The sequence below is a fragment of the Methanosarcina baikalica genome (assembly GCF_031461075.1).
Taxonomy (GTDB): Archaea; Halobacteriota; Methanosarcinia; order Methanosarcinales; family Methanosarcinaceae; genus Methanosarcina; species Methanosarcina baikalica.
In genome coordinates this window covers 34005-54134 of sequence record NZ_JAVKPK010000012.1, presented here as the reverse complement: position 1 = coordinate 54134, position 20130 = coordinate 34005, and the positions used below count along the sequence as shown (strand labels likewise).

At 42.0% G+C, this 20130-nt stretch carries 20 protein-coding genes; 9 read left to right on the top strand and 11 right to left on the bottom strand.

Annotated elements, in window-relative coordinates:
* Positions 1 to 188: 188 nt before the first annotated feature.
* The 3 genes from RG963_RS04445 (at position 189) to RG963_RS04435 (ending at position 3648) form a co-directional block, all read left to right on the top strand.
* On the top strand, positions 189 to 1451 hold the full coding sequence (locus tag RG963_RS04445; RefSeq protein ID WP_310575074.1) for a hypothetical protein: 1263 nt from the start codon (positions 189 to 191) through the stop codon (positions 1449 to 1451).
* Between the two features lie 282 nt (positions 1452 to 1733).
* The gene (locus tag RG963_RS04440; protein WP_310575073.1) at positions 1734 to 2192 is read left to right on the top strand and encodes a 30S ribosomal protein S15; all 459 of its coding nucleotides are present in this window, start codon (positions 1734 to 1736) and stop codon (positions 2190 to 2192) included.
* A 676-nt stretch (positions 2193 to 2868) separates the two neighbouring features.
* On the top strand, positions 2869 to 3648 hold the full coding sequence (locus RG963_RS04435) for a sensor histidine kinase (RefSeq protein ID WP_310575089.1): 780 nt from the start codon (positions 2869 to 2871) through the stop codon (positions 3646 to 3648).
* A gap of 61 nt (positions 3649 to 3709) precedes the next feature.
* Here RG963_RS04435 and RG963_RS04430 read toward each other — a convergent pair whose 3' ends face one another.
* The 6 genes from RG963_RS04430 to RG963_RS04405 all read right to left on the bottom strand — a co-directional run bounded on the left by RG963_RS04430 (position 3710) and on the right by RG963_RS04405 (position 10201).
* On the bottom strand, positions 3710 to 3841 hold the full coding sequence (locus tag RG963_RS04430; protein ID WP_310575072.1) for a hypothetical protein: 132 nt from the start codon (positions 3839 to 3841) through the stop codon (positions 3710 to 3712).
* Positions 3842 to 3953: 112 nt separating this feature from the next.
* A complete protein-coding gene (locus tag RG963_RS04425) occupies positions 3954 to 4757 on the bottom strand; it encodes an ABC transporter ATP-binding protein (RefSeq protein WP_310575071.1) in 804 nt (267 codons plus the stop codon).
* Positions 4754 to 5824, bottom strand: coding sequence for a FecCD family ABC transporter permease (locus RG963_RS04420; RefSeq protein ID WP_310575070.1), 1071 nt, complete (start codon positions 5822 to 5824; stop codon positions 4754 to 4756). Before RG963_RS04420 ends, RG963_RS04425 begins: the two co-directional genes overlap by 4 nt.
* A gap of 18 nt (positions 5825 to 5842) precedes the next feature.
* Entirely contained in the window at positions 5843 to 7057 is a 1215-nt protein-coding gene (locus RG963_RS04415; protein ID WP_310575069.1) for an iron ABC transporter substrate-binding protein, read from the bottom strand.
* A 935-nt stretch (positions 7058 to 7992) separates the two neighbouring features.
* A complete protein-coding gene (gene nadA / locus RG963_RS04410) occupies positions 7993 to 8907 on the bottom strand; it encodes a quinolinate synthase NadA (RefSeq protein ID WP_310575068.1) in 915 nt (304 codons plus the stop codon).
* A 478-nt stretch (positions 8908 to 9385) separates the two neighbouring features.
* Positions 9386 to 10201: an aspartate dehydrogenase gene (locus RG963_RS04405; RefSeq protein ID WP_310575067.1), complete on the bottom strand. Its 816-nt coding sequence runs from the start codon at positions 10199 to 10201 to the stop codon at positions 9386 to 9388.
* Between the two features lie 258 nt (positions 10202 to 10459).
* On the opposite strand from RG963_RS04405, the gene nadC reads away from it, so the two are divergent.
* Positions 10460 to 11284, top strand: a complete 825-nt coding sequence (gene nadC / locus RG963_RS04400; protein ID WP_310575066.1) for a carboxylating nicotinate-nucleotide diphosphorylase — start codon at positions 10460 to 10462, stop codon at positions 11282 to 11284.
* A gap of 208 nt (positions 11285 to 11492) precedes the next feature.
* Positions 11493 to 11672, top strand: a complete 180-nt coding sequence (locus RG963_RS04395; protein ID WP_310575065.1) for a hypothetical protein — start codon at positions 11493 to 11495, stop codon at positions 11670 to 11672.
* 176 nt (positions 11673 to 11848) lie between these two features.
* Here RG963_RS04395 and RG963_RS04390 read toward each other — a convergent pair whose 3' ends face one another.
* Both RG963_RS04390 and RG963_RS04385 read right to left on the bottom strand, forming a co-directional pair.
* Positions 11849 to 12937 carry a PGF-pre-PGF domain-containing protein gene (locus tag RG963_RS04390; RefSeq protein ID WP_310575064.1) on the bottom strand — a complete coding sequence of 363 codons (1089 nt, stop codon included), beginning with the start codon at positions 12935 to 12937 and terminating at the stop codon, positions 11849 to 11851.
* Positions 12938 to 13291: 354 nt separating this feature from the next.
* On the bottom strand, positions 13292 to 13531 hold the full coding sequence (locus RG963_RS04385; RefSeq protein ID WP_310575063.1) for a hypothetical protein: 240 nt from the start codon (positions 13529 to 13531) through the stop codon (positions 13292 to 13294).
* Between the two features lie 124 nt (positions 13532 to 13655).
* On the opposite strand from RG963_RS04385, the gene RG963_RS04380 reads away from it, so the two are divergent.
* The gene (locus tag RG963_RS04380) at positions 13656 to 14525 is read left to right on the top strand and encodes a geranylgeranylglycerol-phosphate geranylgeranyltransferase (RefSeq protein WP_310575062.1); all 870 of its coding nucleotides are present in this window, start codon (positions 13656 to 13658) and stop codon (positions 14523 to 14525) included.
* 98 nt (positions 14526 to 14623) lie between these two features.
* Here RG963_RS04380 and RG963_RS04375 read toward each other — a convergent pair whose 3' ends face one another.
* Both RG963_RS04375 and RG963_RS04370 read right to left on the bottom strand, forming a co-directional pair.
* On the bottom strand, positions 14624 to 15856 hold the full coding sequence (locus tag RG963_RS04375; protein ID WP_310575061.1) for a methionine adenosyltransferase: 1233 nt from the start codon (positions 15854 to 15856) through the stop codon (positions 14624 to 14626).
* Between the two features lie 192 nt (positions 15857 to 16048).
* Positions 16049 to 16798, bottom strand: coding sequence for an RNA ligase partner protein (locus RG963_RS04370; protein WP_310575060.1), 750 nt, complete (start codon positions 16796 to 16798; stop codon positions 16049 to 16051).
* 519 nt (positions 16799 to 17317) lie between these two features.
* Between RG963_RS04370 and RG963_RS04365 the strand changes: the two genes are divergently transcribed.
* Together RG963_RS04365 and RG963_RS04360 are read left to right on the top strand one after the other, a co-directional pair.
* On the top strand, positions 17318 to 17752 hold the full coding sequence (locus RG963_RS04365) for a hypothetical protein (RefSeq protein WP_310575059.1): 435 nt from the start codon (positions 17318 to 17320) through the stop codon (positions 17750 to 17752).
* A 407-nt stretch (positions 17753 to 18159) separates the two neighbouring features.
* The gene (locus RG963_RS04360; protein ID WP_310575058.1) at positions 18160 to 18552 is read left to right on the top strand and encodes a thioredoxin family protein; all 393 of its coding nucleotides are present in this window, start codon (positions 18160 to 18162) and stop codon (positions 18550 to 18552) included.
* Positions 18553 to 18614: 62 nt separating this feature from the next.
* Here the strand turns inward: RG963_RS04360 and RG963_RS04355 are convergent, their stop codons facing one another.
* Entirely contained in the window at positions 18615 to 18737 is a 123-nt protein-coding gene (locus tag RG963_RS04355; RefSeq protein WP_310575057.1) for a hypothetical protein, read from the bottom strand.
* A 439-nt stretch (positions 18738 to 19176) separates the two neighbouring features.
* Between RG963_RS04355 and RG963_RS04350 the strand changes: the two genes are divergently transcribed.
* A complete protein-coding gene (locus RG963_RS04350) occupies positions 19177 to 20130 on the top strand; it encodes a deoxyhypusine synthase (protein WP_310575056.1) in 954 nt (317 codons plus the stop codon).

The window sequence follows — 20130 nt, the reverse complement described above, 5'->3', positions numbered from 1 at the left end:
GGAAGGCCGGGAAAAGGTTGCAGCCTCTGTGCCTGTGGTCATTGAACTAAATCCAGCAGAATCAGTCCCTGGAATCCTTACTGTAGTGCTCTATAAAACGGCATGGAAATAAGAAGGCGGTATGGAGTGAAAAAACTGGAGAGGTCAGAAAAGAAAACTGGGAATTCAGAATTGCGGGACAGAGCAAGGTGATCTATTTGAAATTTCCTAAAATACCTGAAGGAGTCCGAGAGAAAAAAGGCATATTCGTTACTGAGAACTCCGGTTATTCCACTGTTTTCGATGCCCTTTTTTTGCTTGTGCTTATTTCGCTTGCAGGTGTCCTGCTCATGCCTTCCATGCAAGCAGAAAAACAGTACACTGCAACGGGATACGTCACTTCTTCAGAGCTCGATATCTATCTGCTTGAGTCGATTCTTTCCTGTAAACTTGAGGATTTTGAGTATGAAATTTCCCCTTTTTCGGCAGTTAATATTTCGATACCTGAAAACTCGGTTGTGAAAAACCCTTCTAATACCCTTTTCGGGAAAGAACAGAAACACAGGACTTTTGCTGACCTGATAGCGGAATATCTTGCCCTTTACCTTACAATCTCAAGTAATGATTCAATTAACGATTCAAATAATGGTTCTCCAATTCTTCTAAACCCTCTTGCTGCAGACTATTCTTTCCGGGAAGCAGAAGCTATTTCTGCCTATCTGGACCAGAAAGCTGCAGAAAGGTTTTCTTACAGGTTTGAAGCATACTGGCATCCCGTAGAAGCTTTTCCAATGGAAAGCAAACTTATTATCGGGGAAGAACCTCCCGCAAATGCAATTCGGCAAAGTGCAAAGCTTTCCATGCCCCTTTATGCCAGTACTCCCTCCAGGGATGTTCTCCTTGCCTGCGTAAATGATTCCGTGCTTGAAGCTTCTCTCAACTCTTCAGAGGAAGAAACCGGAAAGGTACTTATTGAGGCTTTTAATGCTTCTCTTGATGCTGCAGCCCTGGAAGGCACAGAGGCAGTTCTTGGACTGCTTTTCCCATCGGATTATTTCGGGTCGGTTTTCGGGCAGGAAACTGACGAATCTCTCCAAACCTTGCTTTACGGGGTTTCCGAAGAATCTGATGAGGAGAATTCAACTTCTGCGGAACAAATTTTTGCTGCATATTTTTCGGATATGCTTGAAGCCGGGTTTCCGATTGATTCCGGAGCCTTCCCTGAAAACGCATCAACAGACGATTTTCCTCTGCTTGAAGATCTAATGGCAGGCTATATAAAAGATGAAATCAGGACAGAACTTGAAGCTGAGTTTTCAGGTGAGCTTAACGGAACTGTTTCTTCCATCCTTGAAGCTGAAAATCTCTCGGAAGCTCAGGTCCTTCGAGATGCACGCATCGAGTCAATTTACAGGCAAATAAATCCGGGTGGGGCGCGAATAGTTTTGAGCCTCTGGAACCCTGCTCCATGAGCCTGAAAATCGGTACCTGCTGCTGGATCTTTCCATGTGAGAAGGGGCTGAATTTCTTTTTCATCCCAACACAAAGTATATATGTTATGGTGCGCTCTCTAGTGATGTTTTTACCGAAAAACTCACGCTTTCGCAGGAATCCCTGAAAAGCCCGCAGCAGTTTGCTGTGGCGGATTTAAATCTCCCGATCGATGTGTTGGTCCGTTATAGTCGGTAAAGATATAACTTCAGCCCGAAGAACTTTCTTCCGGGCATCGATCAATTAATATCAGGAGAATTATTATGGCAAAAATGCATACCAAAAGAAAAGGCAAGTCTGCTTCCACCAGGCCTAACAGAACCGAACCGCCCGAGTGGTGCAAGATAAGCGCAGAAGAAGTCGTTTCAATCACTCTTGACCTCTGGAAACAGGGTGTCTCGACAGCCGAAATCGGGATGATTTTAAGGGACCGCTACGGAGTTCCCGATGCCAAGCTTATCACAGGCAAGAAGATCACAGCCATCCTCAAGGAAAACAACGTTGCTTCGAACATTCCGGAAGACCTTACAAACCTTATTGTTAAGGCTCTGAAGCTCAGAAAGCATCTTTCTGTTAACAAGAAGGACGTCCACAACAAGCGTTCCCTCAACCTGACAGAATCAAAGATCAGAAGACTTGTTAAGTACTACCATCAGGAAAAAGTACTTCCGAGAGACTGGTTCTACAAGCCTGAAACTGCAGAAATGATGATTACCAGGTAAACCTGGAAATTTCTTTTTGGTCGGTTTTGCCTCGTCTGCAAACCGTACCTTCAACTATTTTTTAATTTGCTGCTTTTACTCTTTCCTTACTGAAGGAATAATCAAAAAAGGTAAGTTTCACAGTGACTTTTTCTGCAAAACTGTGCTTTCTTATAAACCATGCTTTCTTATTTTCTTTAAAATAGTACTTTCTTTATACTGGCCTCGCTTTTTTCAGCTTTTCATCTATACAGTCCCATTCAGGGTTCCTGGGGACCACACACCTCATACCTTCAATTTCTCCAATAACTACTGGCAAACCATACACCTCTTCGATCGTCTCAGACTTGGTTAAGTGAGGAATCATGGCAAATTGGATTCATTCGTCTAACATATGTCAAAAATTCAAATAGACGTTGAACTGGATCAGGCTATCGATTTTAAGTAAATAGGCTAAAATTTGAGGCCTATGACATAAAATCGATAGCCTTCAGGCAAGAAAACTCCTTAACCGATGACCAATGAATTCTATTTTGCTGATACAGAGTTTTTGTGCTAAAACCATGGATGACCAATAATTGAGGTTTTAAGAATAGTTTTCATTCAAATTATTGAATTTTCGCATAGGTTTTAGTTTAACCTATTCATTGAGAATAGTATTTCTTTTCACTTTTTGGTTTATGTTATAATTAAATAAATATGTATAAATTTAAATGTTTCTCAATACTATTCATACATACAAGCTGGGAAATGGTGGTATTCTATTTCTGGAGAAATCAAAGCAAAGATCGAGGAAGCACGCATCAAAGAGATTCATCATATTGTAAAAAATAATCTACAGATTATTTCATCGCTTATCAGCCTGCAAAGGGAAAAATTAAAAGACACAGAGTGTGTCAAAGCCTTAAAGGAAATTCAAGGACGAATAACTTCTATTGCTCTTGTTCATGAAGAACTTTATAGATCTCCAGACCTGGTTACCCTTGATTTCTCAACGTATCTCGAAAGGATGATTAAGTATCTCCTTGATTTTTATAGACCGGAAAAAAACATAAACCTTAAACTAAATGTTGAAAAGATCTTCATAGGAATAGATACTGCAATTCCTTTAGGAATTATACTCAATGAACTTATTCATAATTCTGTAGATTATGCCTTTCCAAATAAGAGTGAAGGAGAAATCTCTGTAAATCTATGCGAAGCGGAAAATTACAACCAGTATCTTAAAAAATTTTGGGGTTTCCGGGCAGACTCTAAGTGCCAAAATGAAAAACATTTCCAGTATGTACTTATTATTAAGGATAATGGAATGGGCCTTCCAAAGGAAATAGACTTCAAAAGCACAAATTCTTTGGGACTCCAAATTGTAAATCTTCTTGTTGAACAAATTGAGGGTTGCATTGAGATTGAAACTAATAAAGGAACTAAATTCAGTATATGGTTTAGCGATCTTAGAGCCTATCCGAAAAGTCATTAACGCATGTTGAAAAGTTACGATAGGCCTATAATATCGGCATCCTTTCCGGTTGTACATATTGTCAATTGTAAAAGTTACAGTAGGTAACAACACTTTTCGGATAGGCTCTTAGTTCTTTGGGATAGCGGAAAAGTATCCCTTCATTAAGAGAAAATACCTCAATAAGCTTCTGCAGAGTTTTTTCCGTGTCCATCCGTTTTGAAGATGATTTTAGAACTCCGAGTGTCTTTAATGTAAATTTTTGAGTTCAAAACTATAATTCTTTCCTGAATTATGCATTTATTTTGGAATCGATACTACTTTCTTTATACTGGCCTCGCTTTTTTCAGCTGGTCATCTATACCGTCCCATTCAGGACTCCTGGGAACCACACACCTCATACCTGCAATTTCTCCGATAACTACTGGCAGACCATACACCTCTTCGATCATCTCAGACGTGATTACTTCCACTCCTCCATGAGCATGAACTTTTCCTCCCTTCAGAAAGATAAACCGGTCCGCATACCTGAGAGCCTGATTGAGGTCGTGCATTGTCATCACAGCTGCAATCCTGTGCTCGAGAACAATCTGTCTGATAATGGCAAGGATTTCAACCTGATTCTTCAGGTCGAGGCTGCTTGTCGGTTCGTCAAGGAGAAGGACTTTTGGTTCCTGTACTAGTGAACGTGCGATTGCAACCTTCTGGAGTTCTCCCCCGCTTATTTCATCGATACAAGACAGGCGCAGTTTTTCCATCGAAAGTAACCTGAAAACCGAATCGACTATTCGAAGGTCTTTTTCGGTAATATCCCATTTGATATGGGGCCGCCTTCCGAGCAGGACTGCATCAAAAGCGGTAAGTCTTCCTGTTTCCACATGCTGGGGGACATAGCCAATAAGGCGTGCAATTTCCATTGTTCCAAGGTCGAACAGATTTTCTCCATCAATATTGATTGCTCCTCCTTTTGGGTGGAGAATCCTGTTAAGGCATTTTAACAGGGTGGTCTTTCCAACTCCGTTGGGCCCGAGGATTGCGACAATCTCTCCGTCCTCTATGGAGAAAGCGATTTTATGAAGGATTTCACGGTTACGATACAAAAACTGGAGTTCTTCTACAGAAAGAATCATTTACGGTATCCCCTAAGAAGCAAATATATGAATGTAGGTGCCCCCATGAAAGCAGTGAGGACTGATACAGGTAGTACATAAGGTGACACTATAAGCCTGGCTGCAGTATCCGAAACCAGAAGGAGAATTCCTCCAAGCAAGGTAGAACCAGGTATCAGGTATCTCTGGTCGTCCCCTATGACCCGCCTGACCATGTGAGGACAGATCAGCCCTACGAACCCTATAACTCCAAGAAATGCAACGATCACTGCAGAGACCAGGGCTGCAATTACCATGCCGATTAACCTTATCTTTTCGACATTGACACCGAGGCTCTTTGCAGTTTCATCTCCTGCATCTATGGCATTGTAATTCCAGCAGTTGGCAATGAAGAATATAACTGCAAGCAGGACAACCCCTGTCATTATCTCAAGTTCCAGCCAGTTAACTCTCCCTACATCTCCAAAAGTCCAGAAGACAACTGTTGCAAGTTGGGTATCGTCAGCAAAGTACTGAAGGAACATCGTCCCGGCGGTGAAAAGGGAAGACAGTGCAACACCTGCAAGCACCATCACCTCGGGTAAAGCTCCCCGGATCCTGGAGATGAGCAGGATTACTCCGGTAGCCAGGAGGCAAAAAACAAACGCTACCATCGTTGTTAGGTAAGGATTGTTGATTATGACAGCGTTTGCAACCGTGGACTGCATCTTTCCACTCCCTAGGATAACAACCGAGAAGGCAGCCCCGAAAGCGCCTGCATTTGAAATTCCAAGGGTAAACGGGGATCCAAGTGGATTGCGCAGGATCGACTGCATCACTACTCCTGCTACTGAAAGTCCGGCTCCTGCAACTATCGCAGCCAGGGCTTGAGGTAGGCGGATGTTCCATATAATTGAATCCCATTTTGTAGAGACACTCTGCCCCAACATTGTTTTCAATACCTCCTCAGGAGGTATTGTTACCGCTCCTACAGAGATCGAGTAGATTAGCATAATAAAAAGGAGTAGAAGCCCCCCCATTATCCAGACGTACTTTCTCCTCACGTACACGAGGTAATCTTCGGGAACTGCTCCATCGGCAAAATGCACTTGTTTATACCCTCCGTCTTATTGTGGAATCTGCTTGAATCCCAGGTCTTTATACTGTCCGTTCAGGTCAGAAAATACCGGTTTTCCAAGGAAAAAGGTATAGATCTCGTCGGCTTTGGTTGCAGGGTCGACATCTTCAAACCGCTCCGGATAAAGCACTTTTCCTACAAAATAAGCGTTTGCGAGCACTGACTCATAGTTGGTGCTGTAGAAGTTGTAGGGGATCACTCCATAGACCTTGTTATTCTTTACAGCTGACAGCCCTGTGAGTGAGGTGTCATTCTTGAGTTCTCCTATGGCTCCTTCATTGCCTAGTTGGAGGGTTCCTATATCGATAAATATGTACTCGGGGTTCCAATCTACAAGTGCCTCTTTAGCAATATCCGCATGGTCCGTGCCCATTCCGGCTGCAACATTATTTGCATTTACCCAGAGGAATGGCGGATAAGCCGGTTCTGTTGAGATTATTCCATGAGCTCCTGCACTGCTAACCCCTCCAATATAAACAGTCTTTCTTTCGGATTCAGGAATGTCTGCTGTCCTGTTTTCGAGATCTTGCATTGTAACGTCGATATAAGCGATTACTTCTTCTGCCCTTTCCTGTTTACCTGTTACTTCACCCATTATCCTGAGGGAGCTATTCATTTCGGCTCTGTCTTTTTCATTTGTCAAAGACCCATAAGGGAACATGACGACCGGTATGTCGGTTTTATTCTGAAGCATGTCGGCCTCAGCGGTATTGGTTGCTGATGACTGACCAGTTATGCCTGTTTTCAGGACAACCTGGGGGTCGATGGCAATTATCTTTTCGGGATCGTCCTTGCCTCTGAACTCTCCTATAAGGGGATAGTTCTTAAGTTGCGGGTTTGCAAGGGCATAGGGGCGGCCTTCAACATCTTCTTCTTTCTTTTCCAGACTGTCAACTCCGACTACGCGGTCTTGAGCCTGCAGGTATACAAGATAGCGCAAGCATCCTGCCCCTGAGCAGACAACTCTTTCGGTATTTTCAGGTATGGTGACATTTCTGCCGAACCCATCTGTAATCGTGATCCCAGCCGGCTCTACTGTCGCATGGGTATTTGCAATTTCTGAAGACTCTTCGGCGGGGGCTGAAACTGCCGAATCCTCAACAGATGTGGATTTGTCACTGCAGCCTGAGGTTATTATCAGCGCAGCAATGAGTACTCCTATTAAAATACTTTGATTTATTTTATTACTATAATCTATTTTCATATTACTTTCCTCTGATTTGATAGAGCAAAAGTCTTACATAAAGTTAACTAAATTTTCTGTTTATTGTTAAAATCTCAACAGTTTTCTGAAAATGGTGTGAGCAGTTGTGATTTTTAATCAAATTAAGAATAAATTAGCTAAATTAACAGTATACACCTGGAATCATTATTCTTTGAACCACCGGAACATCCCACATGCCTGCGGCTGTTTTTTGATTAGTTGATGCCTGCAAAAAAGTGGCCCCCACAAAAATTACTCCGGTAAAGTATCAGTTAAATAGGATCCTCCCAAACAAATGTGTAAACTAAGGATCTATAATGCTTATTTTAGGTAATAGGCATATATTCAGAGTTTTCCCCAACAAAAGTACATCCCAAAAATCGATTTTTATAGAAATAAACTAGATTAAGCATTAAAAGTGATAACTGAGTGAGATATGAGCTTTATTTTTTGACAAATCCTATTTATTTGTAATCATGGTATCTTATTCAATTTTCCTCCATAAAAATTCAATGTTAAATATAAGGGTTAATAAGCTTTTAATTTGAAAAATGAGCAGATTAATTTCCTTTTAATAACAACTAAACTATTAAAAACATGTATTTCTATTGAGGAAGCACTAAAACCACATTTAATCTGGTAAATAAGATTCAATAACCCTTAAAAAACGGATCATTTTTGAGGATCCTATAGTTAAAGCATTATGTTGGAAAATCGCTATACATGGTACGAAGTTGTGCATAAAATTCGTTAACTGATGATCAATGGAGTATATTCTAAAGAGAATAGTCTACTTGAGCGAGCAAAGCGAGTGAAATAGACCGCGTACTCCCGAGGCGCAATTCGGGCGAGGCGCAATTCGGGAGCCTAAACTCTGCTGGTGCAACTCGAGAAACGAATCGCAGCAAGCAGCAAGGTGTAAAGCATTCGGGTGTTTAGCGGATTTTTACTGCAAGCATTCGGTCAAGCGCCTTTTTTGCCCTGGCTCTCACATCTTGGGGAACAGTCACTATATGCTGCATTTTATCAAGAGAAATCAGGACTTTCTCAAGATTGACCATTTTCATGCTCGGGCAACAGGCAAACTCTGATATACAGTAATATGTTTTTTCAGGAGCTGCCTTAAGGAGCCCATGGATGAGTCCGCATTCCGTACCTATAATGAACTCGTTTGCAGGGGAGTTTTTTGCGTACGTTATCATTCCTCGAGTGCTTGCTATGTAGTCTGCGAGTTCGAGAACCTCGGGACGGCACTCGGGATGCGCAATAAATTTGGCTTTTGGGTGCTTTTCCTTTATTTTCAGGACATCTTCTCTCAGGATCTGGTGATGTGTGGGGCAGTGCCCTTCCCAGGGAATAACTTTTTTGTCAGTCCGAGCTGCAACATAAGCAGCCAGGTTTTTGTCGGGCACAAAGATTATCTCGTCTGCTTCCAGGGAATTTACTACCTCCACAGCATTGGCGGATGTACAGCAGATATAAGACTCGGCCTTGATAGCCGCCGAGCTGTTCACATAGCAGACAACCAAGGCATCAGGGTGGTTTTCTTTTTCTCTCTTAAGACCTTCTACACTCACCATGTCAGCCATAGGACAGGTGGCATCGATTTCCGGCAGGAGGACAGTCTTGTCAGGACAGAGAATTGCAGCACTTTCCCCCATAAAGTGGACACCGCAAAACACAATAACATCAGCACTCTGACGGACAGCTTCCTGACTTAGGCCGAGAGAGTCTCCTACAAAATCTGCAATGTCCTGAACTTCAGGACGGGAATAATAATGAGCAAGAATAACTGCATTCCGTTTTAGCTTGAGTTCTTTGACCCTTTCTATAAGCTCTGCTTGCTTCATGGGACCACCGTAAGTTTTTGAAATAAGATCGGGATATAAATTATAAGATCAAGATAATGCGATTAGCTCAGCTGACTAACGTAAAGGAATTTCAATACAATTTAACACAAAGGCACGTTGAACGTAAAAAGAGTGCAACAAAGGTAATCTCATCCAGAACGCTCTTTTTGCACACATGCCATCTGCGCCTGAGAACGTACCTGCTTAACTCTCCCGCACTATATATTATTTGTGAGCCTCCCGCGTTCCTCTTCGGGATCAGAGGAAATCGAAGATTTTCTGGGATGCGATGTAATCGCAACAGCACGAGGTCCTTCTTACCGCACTTGAGAGGACAAATTTGCAAAGTTACAGCTTTTCCATGTCTGACATGCTTTCCGTGGTTATAGAAGATGAAATGAGTTAGTCACAACATTGAAGTCTTATCTATAATGAAAAAAATAAGGCGGCAGGCTAGCCGCACAGTCTTCCTGCCACTTTAGGTTCCAAGCTGGACAGGGCTCAGGATCTTATTGAGGGTAGAAATTGCAGAAAGGGCTGCAAGGTAACTGGTTTTAGGGTTTTCCGGAGAGGGAAGATTTTCTACCCTTGTGAAAAATTTGCCGAATTTTCCTTCAACAGTAATCTCATGTACGTTTCTGGACAGGGCAGGGTCGGCAATGACTCTCACTTTTGTCCGCTCAAAGCCTATGCCTGCAAGGCTTATTGTGGCTGCCACGTTTACATTTGCAGGAAATGCTTTTACTGCGTCTGAGGCAGGACCTTCGAAAAGCAGGGTTTCTTTTTCGATCTTGTCGAGTTCGATTCCCAGTGCTGTAACATGTGGAGCCCCTATGAGCCCTGAAGGCGGTTTTCTGGTAGTAAGGGTAACTGATGAGATTTCCGCTGCTGACGCGGAATTTATTCCATCGATGCCAACAACTGCGCCTGAAGGGAAATAGAGCTTGCAGTTATTTTGCTTTGCAAGTCTAAAGAGCCTTTCTCTGAGCTCTTCGTCCGCAAGAGCACCTACACTGAGAACCATCACATCGCGCCCCTCTTCAAGGGCCTGCGGTACTATGAACCTTACAGCGTTTTGAGAGGCACTTTCTATAACAAGATCCACGCTACGCAACAATTCTTCGATCTTCATACAGGCAGGACTGCACTTTTTCAGGGAAGCTGCAAGTTCAAGGACCTTGCTCTCAGAAGAGTCCGAGAGAGCATATAGCTCAGCATTAATAGTCCCGTCGTCAATAGCCCTGCAAATCTGTCCGCCAATAAATCCGCAACCAATAATTCCTATTTTCAGCATTCCAGTCTCCTGAGAAATAGTCAATAATTTGATCATTATTTATATCATTACTTAGCACCAGGCTTCATAAGCCTGAGGGCCGGGATACTGTATTCTGTTCCCTCTCTTTAAATCTTCTGTTGGATTTATGCTCTTTCCAAAAAAATGTATCCTGCTCTCTATCCATTCATAATCCATTTATAAATATACAAAACCTGAAAGTAAAAAACACCGTACATCTTATAAATTCGGGAAACATAACATACCGGGGTAAAAATCATGCTTATCAAAGAAATTGAAAGCTTTATAGAAGAGGATCTGGGGTACGATGATGTTTCGTGCACTATTGTGCCTGACAAACCTTCAGAAGCCGTTATTTTCGCAAAAGAGAACTGTATCATTGCCGGGATTAAAGAAGCCGGATCAATCTTCTGTTATCTTGGGATTCAGGCCGAAACCAACCTTAAAGATGGGGACCGCCTCAAAGAAGGAGATGTAATTTTCAGGCTAAAAGGTGGGGCAGTTTCCATTCTCAGGGCAGAAAGGCTTACTCTGAATTTCCTCGGGCACCTGAGCGGGATTGCGACCCTTACCCGGGCCTGCATGGATATAGTAAGGCAGAATTCGGAAACTACGAGGGTGGCATGCACCCGAAAAACCACTCCAGGCATAAGGAAATTCGAAAAGCTGGCTGTAGCTGCAGGCGGAGGAGATCCCCATAGGTTCAACCTTTCGGACTCAGTGATGATTAAAGACAACCACATCAAACTTATGGGAATCGAAGCCGCAATTGAGGCAGCGAAAAAAACAGGCTTCACCCGAAAAATAGAAGTTGAGGTCGAGTCTGCAGACGACGCTGTAATGGCTGCGAAACTCGGAGCTGATATTATCATGCTAGATAACATGAAGCCCGATGCAGTCCGGGAAACTCTGGAGATACTTAAAGAAAAAGGGCTTAGAGATTTGGTTATTGTGGAAGCGTCCGGAGGAATTTCTCAGGCAAACCTTGAAGGTTATGCAAAAACAGGGGTGGATATCATATCTATGGGTTCCCTTATCCATAAATCCAGATGGATAGACATCAGCCTGGAAATAACCAATTGAAAATCATGAATTAAGAAAGCTAAAAAGTTTAGTAGGCTTTTTCAGAGCTGACAAGGAAATATCTATTAAAACCGCAATCCAGAATATCTTTTCTCCGATAGGTCTTCTTTTTTCCACAAATGTCTACAAAGAGGCTAGTAGAGCAATGGTCATTATCAAAGGTGACCACAAATACCTGAACATAGATGACATCTCAACTGAAATATAAATGCTATCAAGGGCCGTAGAGAATGTCTTTAAGGGAATAATCATGCGCATTGGCAAGTATCCTCAGGTCCTGTCCGTACTCACTCTGGAGTCAGCCCGTGAAATGGAAAATCTCTACAGCGTAGCCGTCCAGGCAATTCATCAGGAGAAGGAAATAAGCAGGGTAGAAGAAGGAGCCTAAATGGACAAATTTTTTCCCAGATTGAAGGATTAAATCCTGAATATTGAATTTCTGGCTTTCCTCTTCTGAATCGCCGGCTCTAAAAGTTGATTTTTGAAAACCATATGAATCCCAATTATGGGAAAAATAGTGAGGAGTAGGCGAGGAACAAAGTCTCACCTAGTTTCAAATCTTTCTCAGATTTTTTTCTTCAACATAAAATATCCTACAACAATCATAAACAGCGGCAGAGAAATTGCAATAAGTATTCTAGCTACTCCCATTGGATTCTTTATTCTACTGTTCCCTTTTCCTGCACTTCCGTTCAAAGTTGCCTTTCCTTCGTCTCCCAGCAGCATTTCCTGTATTTTTTCTGCTCCCCTAATTTCCTCTTTTTCTTCCTGTCCGGAATATTCCGTTATTGCAAAGGAAGAGTAACCAGGCGTTTCCGCTTTAAAATAAACGTAATTTTCGTCTTCTCTAACTTTTTCCGTGTGAAGAGGCTGCCAACCTTTATCGTACAATTGAAGGGTCACCAGGGATTCATTGATATTCTTATCTTCAATCCATACTTTTTCAACTTTAAACCCTACAAATCCATTTTTTAGAGAAGTAGGAAGTCCTGCTCCTTTATTTCCTACCCAGATATTCACATATTTATATATTTTGCCAGGAGAGGATTTTGGGACTAAAACAGATCTATTCTTGAGTACTTCTGCAATCGTTGTCGTTTTCTTAAATGTCATTATTGGATCAAATTCGATATATGTAATGGTGACATTTTCTACGAAATCGAATCTGACAGGATAACCACCCATAATACTCCTGGTGACAAGCTCCTTGGCATAAATATTTGTAGCTGGCTCTCTGGAAACAACACCGCTTCCTGAACTACTGCTGGAGGAACTGGAGCTTCCGCCTCCTCCGCTTTCTTCGGTACTTGAATCCTCTGTACTAGAATTTGCATTACTTACATTTGCATTACTTACATTTGCATTACTTACATTTCCGTTACTTACATTTCCGTTACTTGAGTTTCCTTTACTTGAGTTTTCGCTACTTGAATTTCCTGTATCTGAATTTACTATATCTGAATTTCCGATGTCTGGATTTTCAATAGTTGAATTTCCGATGTCTGGATTTTCAATAGTTGAATTCCCAATAGTTGAATTTCCATCATTTCCGAGATTTCCATCTAGAGCAGATGCCATGCCGGGAGTCATTCCAGGGATTATTAGCATCATCAATAATATATAAATTAAAGAACTAAAAAAACCAGCTTTCATTTTTATCGGCCTCCGCCTGTGTGTCCGTAAACAGGACTCTCTGGTACATCAGTAAGTTATTTAATAACTAATCATATAAGTCACCGAAAATAAAATTTAGGATTTTATTTGAGTAGATTTTCCATAAATTGTTGGTCCAAGACATTAATATTTTATCTCACATATAGTAGTTCCGAATTCTCTTATTACTTCGGGAATGCGGAAGTCATGAATACCCCTACTTCAGTCGGGGATGAGGTAAACTCTCTTCGATTTTTGTTTTTTTCTCTATTTCTATCAGTCAGTTGGAAATGTGACAACTTACACAATCAAACACTATATTAAGTAATCGCAGAGGAAACCGAAAGCAGAGTTTCAATCGTGTAGATTAAGGAAATCGGGCAGAGGAGACTCAATGATTTTCTGAAAAACCGAGCGTGCGGCCCGGCAGCAGCCCCCATCCTTTAGGGGTGGTGTAGTCGCATTCAATTTGATTTGGGTTCCGCGGCGGTGATCATGCGTCCCGCGGTCAGGTATCAAGGGATCACATTGGCTATGTCTGGCTGTCTGCTGAAACTGGCCAGCCCTACCAGGTATCAAAAGATAGAACGGCAAAATATAATACTTTGTCTTACTCCAATACTATCTTTTTGATAAGTGTGTTACATAAAAGGTAGTGCAAGTCATCTGTAATAACTAATCCGATAATTTTAATACTTTATAACGCTGCTTTCTTCTGATGTCTGCAGGCGTACGCACATACCTGGAACTGATGAGATACGGAAACTGCCTTATGGCGGGTTTCGCAGCCGTAATTGGAACACTGATAGCTTTTAACATCCTGGCATCCGATGCCCTGAGTACTTACAGCCCTGATAATTTTCCTTTCTTTGATTCAGGCCTGGTATTTCTGGCCGTATTCCTGATTTCAGGTGCGGGAAATGCCATTAATGACTATTTTGATATCAGGATAGACTCCATCAATCGCCCTGAGAGACCTATCCCTTCCGGAAGGGTTAAGTTAAAGGAAGCACTTTATTTTTCTTATTTACTGTTTGTCCTTGGGACTCTTCTTGCTTTTTCAATTAATCCGATTTGCGGGTCTATTGCTCTTTTTAACTCTCTGCTACTTATCTTCTATGCAAAAACTCTCAAAGGTACCCCTCTTTTAGGAAACCTGAGCATAGGCTACCTTACAGGTTCCAGTTTTTTGTTCGGAGCTTCTGTTTTCGGATATGGAGGGCTTGAAGCTCTTTTCGTACTTTTCTTGCTTGCAGCCCTTGCGATTACGGCCAGGGAAATCGTCAAGGACATCGAGGACATGGAAGGGGATAAAATAGAAGGGGCAGATACTCTGCCTCTCAGGATCGGAGCGAAAAAAGCAAGCTATCTTGCAGTACTTATAGGATTTTGTGCTGTGTTTTTGAGTCCTCTTCCTTACCGTATGTCAGTACTCGGCCTGCGTTATCTCTATCTTGTCCTTCTGGCAGACCTGGGTTTCCTTGCAGCTATTTATCATATCCTTGCTCGCAACAATCCTGCGAAATCTTCAAAAATGTTCAAAATCGCAATGTTTTTTGCTCTTCTAGCTTTCATTGCGGGAGTGTAAACTCTTCCTTGCTAAATCTCTAATCCTTCCTTCATAATTCTCATCCGGGCAATTCCGTCCGGTTCAGGCTTTTTGATAGAGGACCTTTCAAAACACTTTCAGCAGATAGAAATTTTTCCTGCAGCCAGTTCCATTGAGAAGGCATGTATGTTCTCAAGCTCTTTTTCTATTATCTCAGTTGCTTCTTTTTCTGCTTCGCTTAAAGACCCTTTTTTCAGTATGAGCTGGGCAGTTGCAATCTGGGGCTGGTCAATCGGAGTCCCGATTTCACTCAAAAGCCAGACATACACTTCTGAGACATCAGGCACCTGCCGGTAGATCCGAGCTGCAATTCTGTGGGAAAGAAGATTATAGATCTTTCCGATGTGGCTTACAGGATTTTTTCCTGCCGCAGCTTCACTGCTAACAGGGCGGTTTAAGGGAATTATTCCGTTTACACGGTTTCCGCGCCCTACCTGTCCGCAATCTGCATCTTCTGCGGATGTACCGGTTACAGTAGTATAAATTCCCTGCAGTTCCCTCCCTGGAACATCCAGCGTATTCAGGGAAGCAGTGGGCTTTAAACACATACAGCCTTCAAATTCTGCTCTTTCTTTTTCTGCAAACCCGGCGGCGAATTCTTCTATCTGCTCATGCAGTTCTATCTTCTTTTTAAAATAGTCTCCTTCAGATTCGACAAACATGTCCACAAGCGGCATTGCCACTGTCAAATGCATATCCTCCTTATGCCGGAGCCCCATAACTTTTATGTCTTCTCCGGATTCGGGATATTCTTTTTTGAACTTCCTTGAATTCAGGTGCCGTTCGCATTCAAAAACAAGCTTTTCAGTCGGGCTGAGAGGTGCATATCCAACCGCTGCAGAGGTATCGTTTGCACCGAGTATTTCTCCACCTCTCGAAAAAATATCAGTCAATTCGGCAGAGCCTTTTTTTAGCTCTACCTGGTAAAATAGATTTTCAGGGTCTACAAAACGGAGATTGTCTAAGAGCCATTCCTGTGCCGTACTGATTGCAAGACCAGGAACATCGATTTCAATACCCTGTGCTTCAAAGGTAGCTCTGTCCCCGATGATCAGTCTCATAGGGCTTACTATTCTGCCTCCTCCGAATTTTCCTTCCACTTCGCCTGCAACGAGCATACCTTTGTCTATATTATGGTGCAGTATGGTCCCGAAAGTTTCAAGGTATTTCTGGCTCAGGTTTACTGAAATCTGTTCCATAATCGCATCGCAGATGTAGTCCGGATGCCCCAGCCCTTTTCTTTCAACAACCTCAACCTTCTGGCGGTAAACTTCAGATGCTTTCAACTCTTCTATAACTATATTTCTCAAACTCTTACCCCCAAATTCCCTTAAAAGCATAATCCCCTCAAAGGCATGATGCCCTTAAGGTGTGATAGGTTTTGCATGTACGCTGTGATAGGCATTGCATGTGCTATATCTCAGTGAAACAGGCCGTTGAAGACAATCCCCGGATTTAATTTCAAGCCTTCTATTACGCTTCTGGCTTCGAAATTGAACCTGTTAAATGAATTCCAGTTCTTCCGAAGGTCCTTTTTTCTTTTTGTTCCCATTTCCAGGCTCGGGCTCTTTTTCACTTTCCGGAAGATGCTTCAGATACTCTTTAATCATCATAGGGAAAGTATTTGCAGGCACAAAGCGGACTCCAAGCTGTTCTGCCCATTTTTCAATCCCATAATCACTTGCAATAACTGCCGCATCAAGCTCCTTGGCAAGAATCAGGACATCAATATCAGGAGCGCTGTCAAGAATTCCATACCTCAGGGCAGCTCGATATTTGTTCCTGAATTTGCCAATGATCCCTCCGATTACTTCTCTTTCAACCTCTTCCTTGTACTCTTTTTTCTTGTTTTGCGGATTTTCCATAAAAAGGCATTCAGTGGCTGCTTCCCATATCGCATCCTCTGCAACCCCCATCCCCCGGTTAATCCTCTCCCGCATATAAGCTACATATTCATGGAAGATCTGCGAAGTTACATTTACTCTGTAGCGGTCAGGAGATTTTTTCACAAGCCAGGTATCTATTTTAGCCATAACTTCCCTGTCACAGCCATTGCGACTTGCAAATTCATGCATCTCTTTATATACTGACGGATAGGGTACGTAACAACTTATCCCGAACTGCAGACGAGCATCAGCTATCAGGTCAAGAATTGCTTTCATTCCTTCGCAGAGGGAAGCATAGCCCATGACCTCACGTGTCTGCAGATCCGTTAATGCTGTAGTATCCAGCACAAATCTCTGCTTAAGCATTTTTTCAAACCCTTTTGAATAATCTCATTTACCCGTCTTATATATTAATCCTTGATCAATAAAATTCTTTGTTTTATTCTCTTTGTTTACTAACTTTTTATTCTTTTTCTATTTTTATCATCATTATTCGTGTTATCATTCACCCAATTTTGATCAAAATCAATAACTGTATATAGTTTTAGGCCCTATATTTTATATAGGGAAGTTAAAACCAGAGGCTAGAAAGCGGTTTAAAACGTATTTTTATGAAGTGTTTTCTAATGTTGTTTCGATTCAAATGCGGAAAGTATTTCGGAGACAACATTTTTAAAAAAATTAAAATGTATAAAAGTGTATTATATTCATTGTTTGCCTTTCCAGCTCTGGACCTATCTTCTCAAGACTGAAATGCTGGCAGGTCAAATGTCAGCAGAGTGAGAAACACAGCTCAATGGTATGAAAGACTGGGCCGGATTGGACACCTTAATATAGCCCGGTTCGGTACGATTATGGATAACAAGCTGAAAATGGGGAATTAGATTGAGTGCAAACACGGAGACATTGAAACCTTTTGTAGGCTCAGTACAGGGTTTGGTGAGAAATCCTCTTAACACAGGAGGCGACACAATGAAAGAGTATTGTAATATTTGTGGTCGGAAACTGCTGGAAGACGTGCTGGTCGTGGATACCAGCCTGGATATGAAACCAATAAAGTTCAAAGATGTTCACGGAGATAAGTCCGATCTTATATGCATTGAGTGTGCGATTGATTCGGTTGAAAATCCACCCTTCGTATGTTCAAGATGCGGGCAGCCAGTCGAATTTAACGAAAAGTTCTATGTACTCAGGGAAGCAACCACAAAACCGGGCGGCCCCAAACTTGACTTTAAAGAAACATGCCTTGACGATAAATACATCTGCAGCACATGTTTTTGCGAGATGATGACCCCTGAAGATAAAGATGAAAGAGTCTGAAGAAAACCTGTCTGTGAAACTTTATTCTCTCTCCTACCCTGAACTTTTTGGTCTATGGGCAAAAAACCGGGCTCAAGTGTCCGAGACGATTCGATATAACCTGAGAAAGATAGAACTGATTTTTCCAGTTCTATTCACCAGCTTTTTTCTAATTTTTCTCGATTCTCTTTTCTTCTTTATTTATCTAGAGTTTTTCGTTCTAAAAAGCAATTTTTCACTAACATTTTTCAAGGGATTTATGCAGATGAGTGAACTTTAATTTCATGAAGCAGAAATATTGGTCTTATGAAAGCACAAAATATTAATCTTATAAACAGAATTACTGATTTATCCAAGCTTAAAATTCTACTAACTTGACCCTATTAACTTGATCCTATTAACTCATTCCATAATTCGGGGGTAATTGATTGAATGAAAACAATGTAGTTGAAATTGAGGATATGACCTGGGAACAGCTGGTAGAGGACTCTTTAAAACCGGTTATTGTAATGTTTTACAGCTCGACCTGCCCTTATTGCAAGGCGATGGAACCTTATTTTATGAGTTATGCACAGGAATTCAAAAACTCGGCAGTTTTTGCCCGAATGAATATTGACACCAGTCCATTGACTGTAGGAAGGTACGGAGTCCAGGGCACGCCTACGTTCAAGTTTTTCTGTCACGGAAGGCCTGTATGGGAACAGGTTGGTCAGCTCTATCCTTCTATATTGAAAACTGCAGTTGAGAATCTAGTCGATTACGGAGAAGACTGCATACGAAAAAGCACTCCAATAGGGCAGAATATCACAGGGTACGCATGAAGTACCCCCAACTGAAATAGGGTGCATTCTCAACCTTTTACACTTTCATAGTCATAATTTTTTCAGGCATTTTTCCCGTACAGCTCCTTATTTACGAGTCCATACTCATCAAAGGATGTCCTGAATCTCAGGTCACCATACTCATCAAAGGATGTCCTGAATCTCAGGTCATGTTTTGGAATCAATTACCCGGTTACGGAAATAGAGGGTGCCTTCCGCAGGTTTTATAAAGCCGAGCAGTATTTTTAAAAGAGTAATTTTTCGACTCCGGATTTCCCTCGCAGGAGGACTTTTTGCTTTTTCTTTACGCTCAGGTTGAAATCTAAAAGGACCTTTCTATTATCAAACGAAATCCCCATATTTTCGTATTTAATCAGTTCGTTATCTAATTATTCAACAAACATATTCTTCATATCTTAATCTTGTGGGGTATTAATATTACATGGTTGTATTCTAGCCTGATGCTCCCGCTTATTGCATATACACATTTCGTCAGGGATGTATAAAGAGAACGTTTATCATATACTATGTGTTTCAGGTAATCCAGTATCGATTCAAAAATAACCTAAAATTGATAGTTTTCAAAGATATGGTCCTATCATACCTTTTCATGAGGGAAATGGAATGGATTTTAATACTCCAAACAAAAAACTTTCAACTCCAGTCAAAGGTGCAAAGATAGTTGCGAATATGACCGCAGATGAGCTTGTAAGGGAATACGGCGGCTGTGCCTTTGGAGCAGGTAGGTTGGCTGAGGCTGTGGACATCTATTATGAGATGCTGGCTTCCGAGAAAACTACGAAATTTTTCGGGCTTGCAGGGGCAATGACTCCGGCAGGCATGAGAAACATTGTTGCGGATTTGATTCGCGACGGTCATATCGATGTCCTTGTCACAACCGGAGCCAATATGGTACACGACACTGTTGAAGCTCTGGGCCTTCACCATTATAAGGGTACGGACTGTGCAAACGATATCCAGCTAAGACATGAATGTATTGACAGGATTTACGATGTTTATCTTCCTGACCAGCACTTCACAGACCTTGAAGAATTTTTACAGGGAGTTTATTCCGGGCTTCCCCAGGAAAAGCTTTCTATCCGGCAGGTCCTTACAGAAATCGGGAAAAACCTCAGTGATGACTCCTCGATCCTGAAAACTGCAGCAGAAATGGGTGTGCCAGTGTATTGCCCTGCTCTGCAGGATTCGGTAATAGGGCTTCAGGCCTGGCTTTACAAAGAAGGAAATCCTTTGCATGTAGACGCCTTTGCTGATATGCACGAGTTCATGGAAATCTGCTTTGAGGCTGAAAGTGCAGGTGCCCTGCTGCTTGGGGGTGGAGTTCCCAAAAACTATATTTTGCAGTCCATGCTTGTAACTCCGAAGGCCTTTGACTATGCAATCCAGTTAACCATGGATCGCCCTGAGACAGGGGGCCTGAGCGGCGCAACCCTTGATGAAGCCCAGTCCTGGGGAAAGGTTGGGGAAAACGCAAAATCAGTGACTGTCTACGCAGATGCTACTATTACTCTTCCGCTGATGGTTGCGGCTGTGCGGACGCGTCTTTCAAAGAGGTGA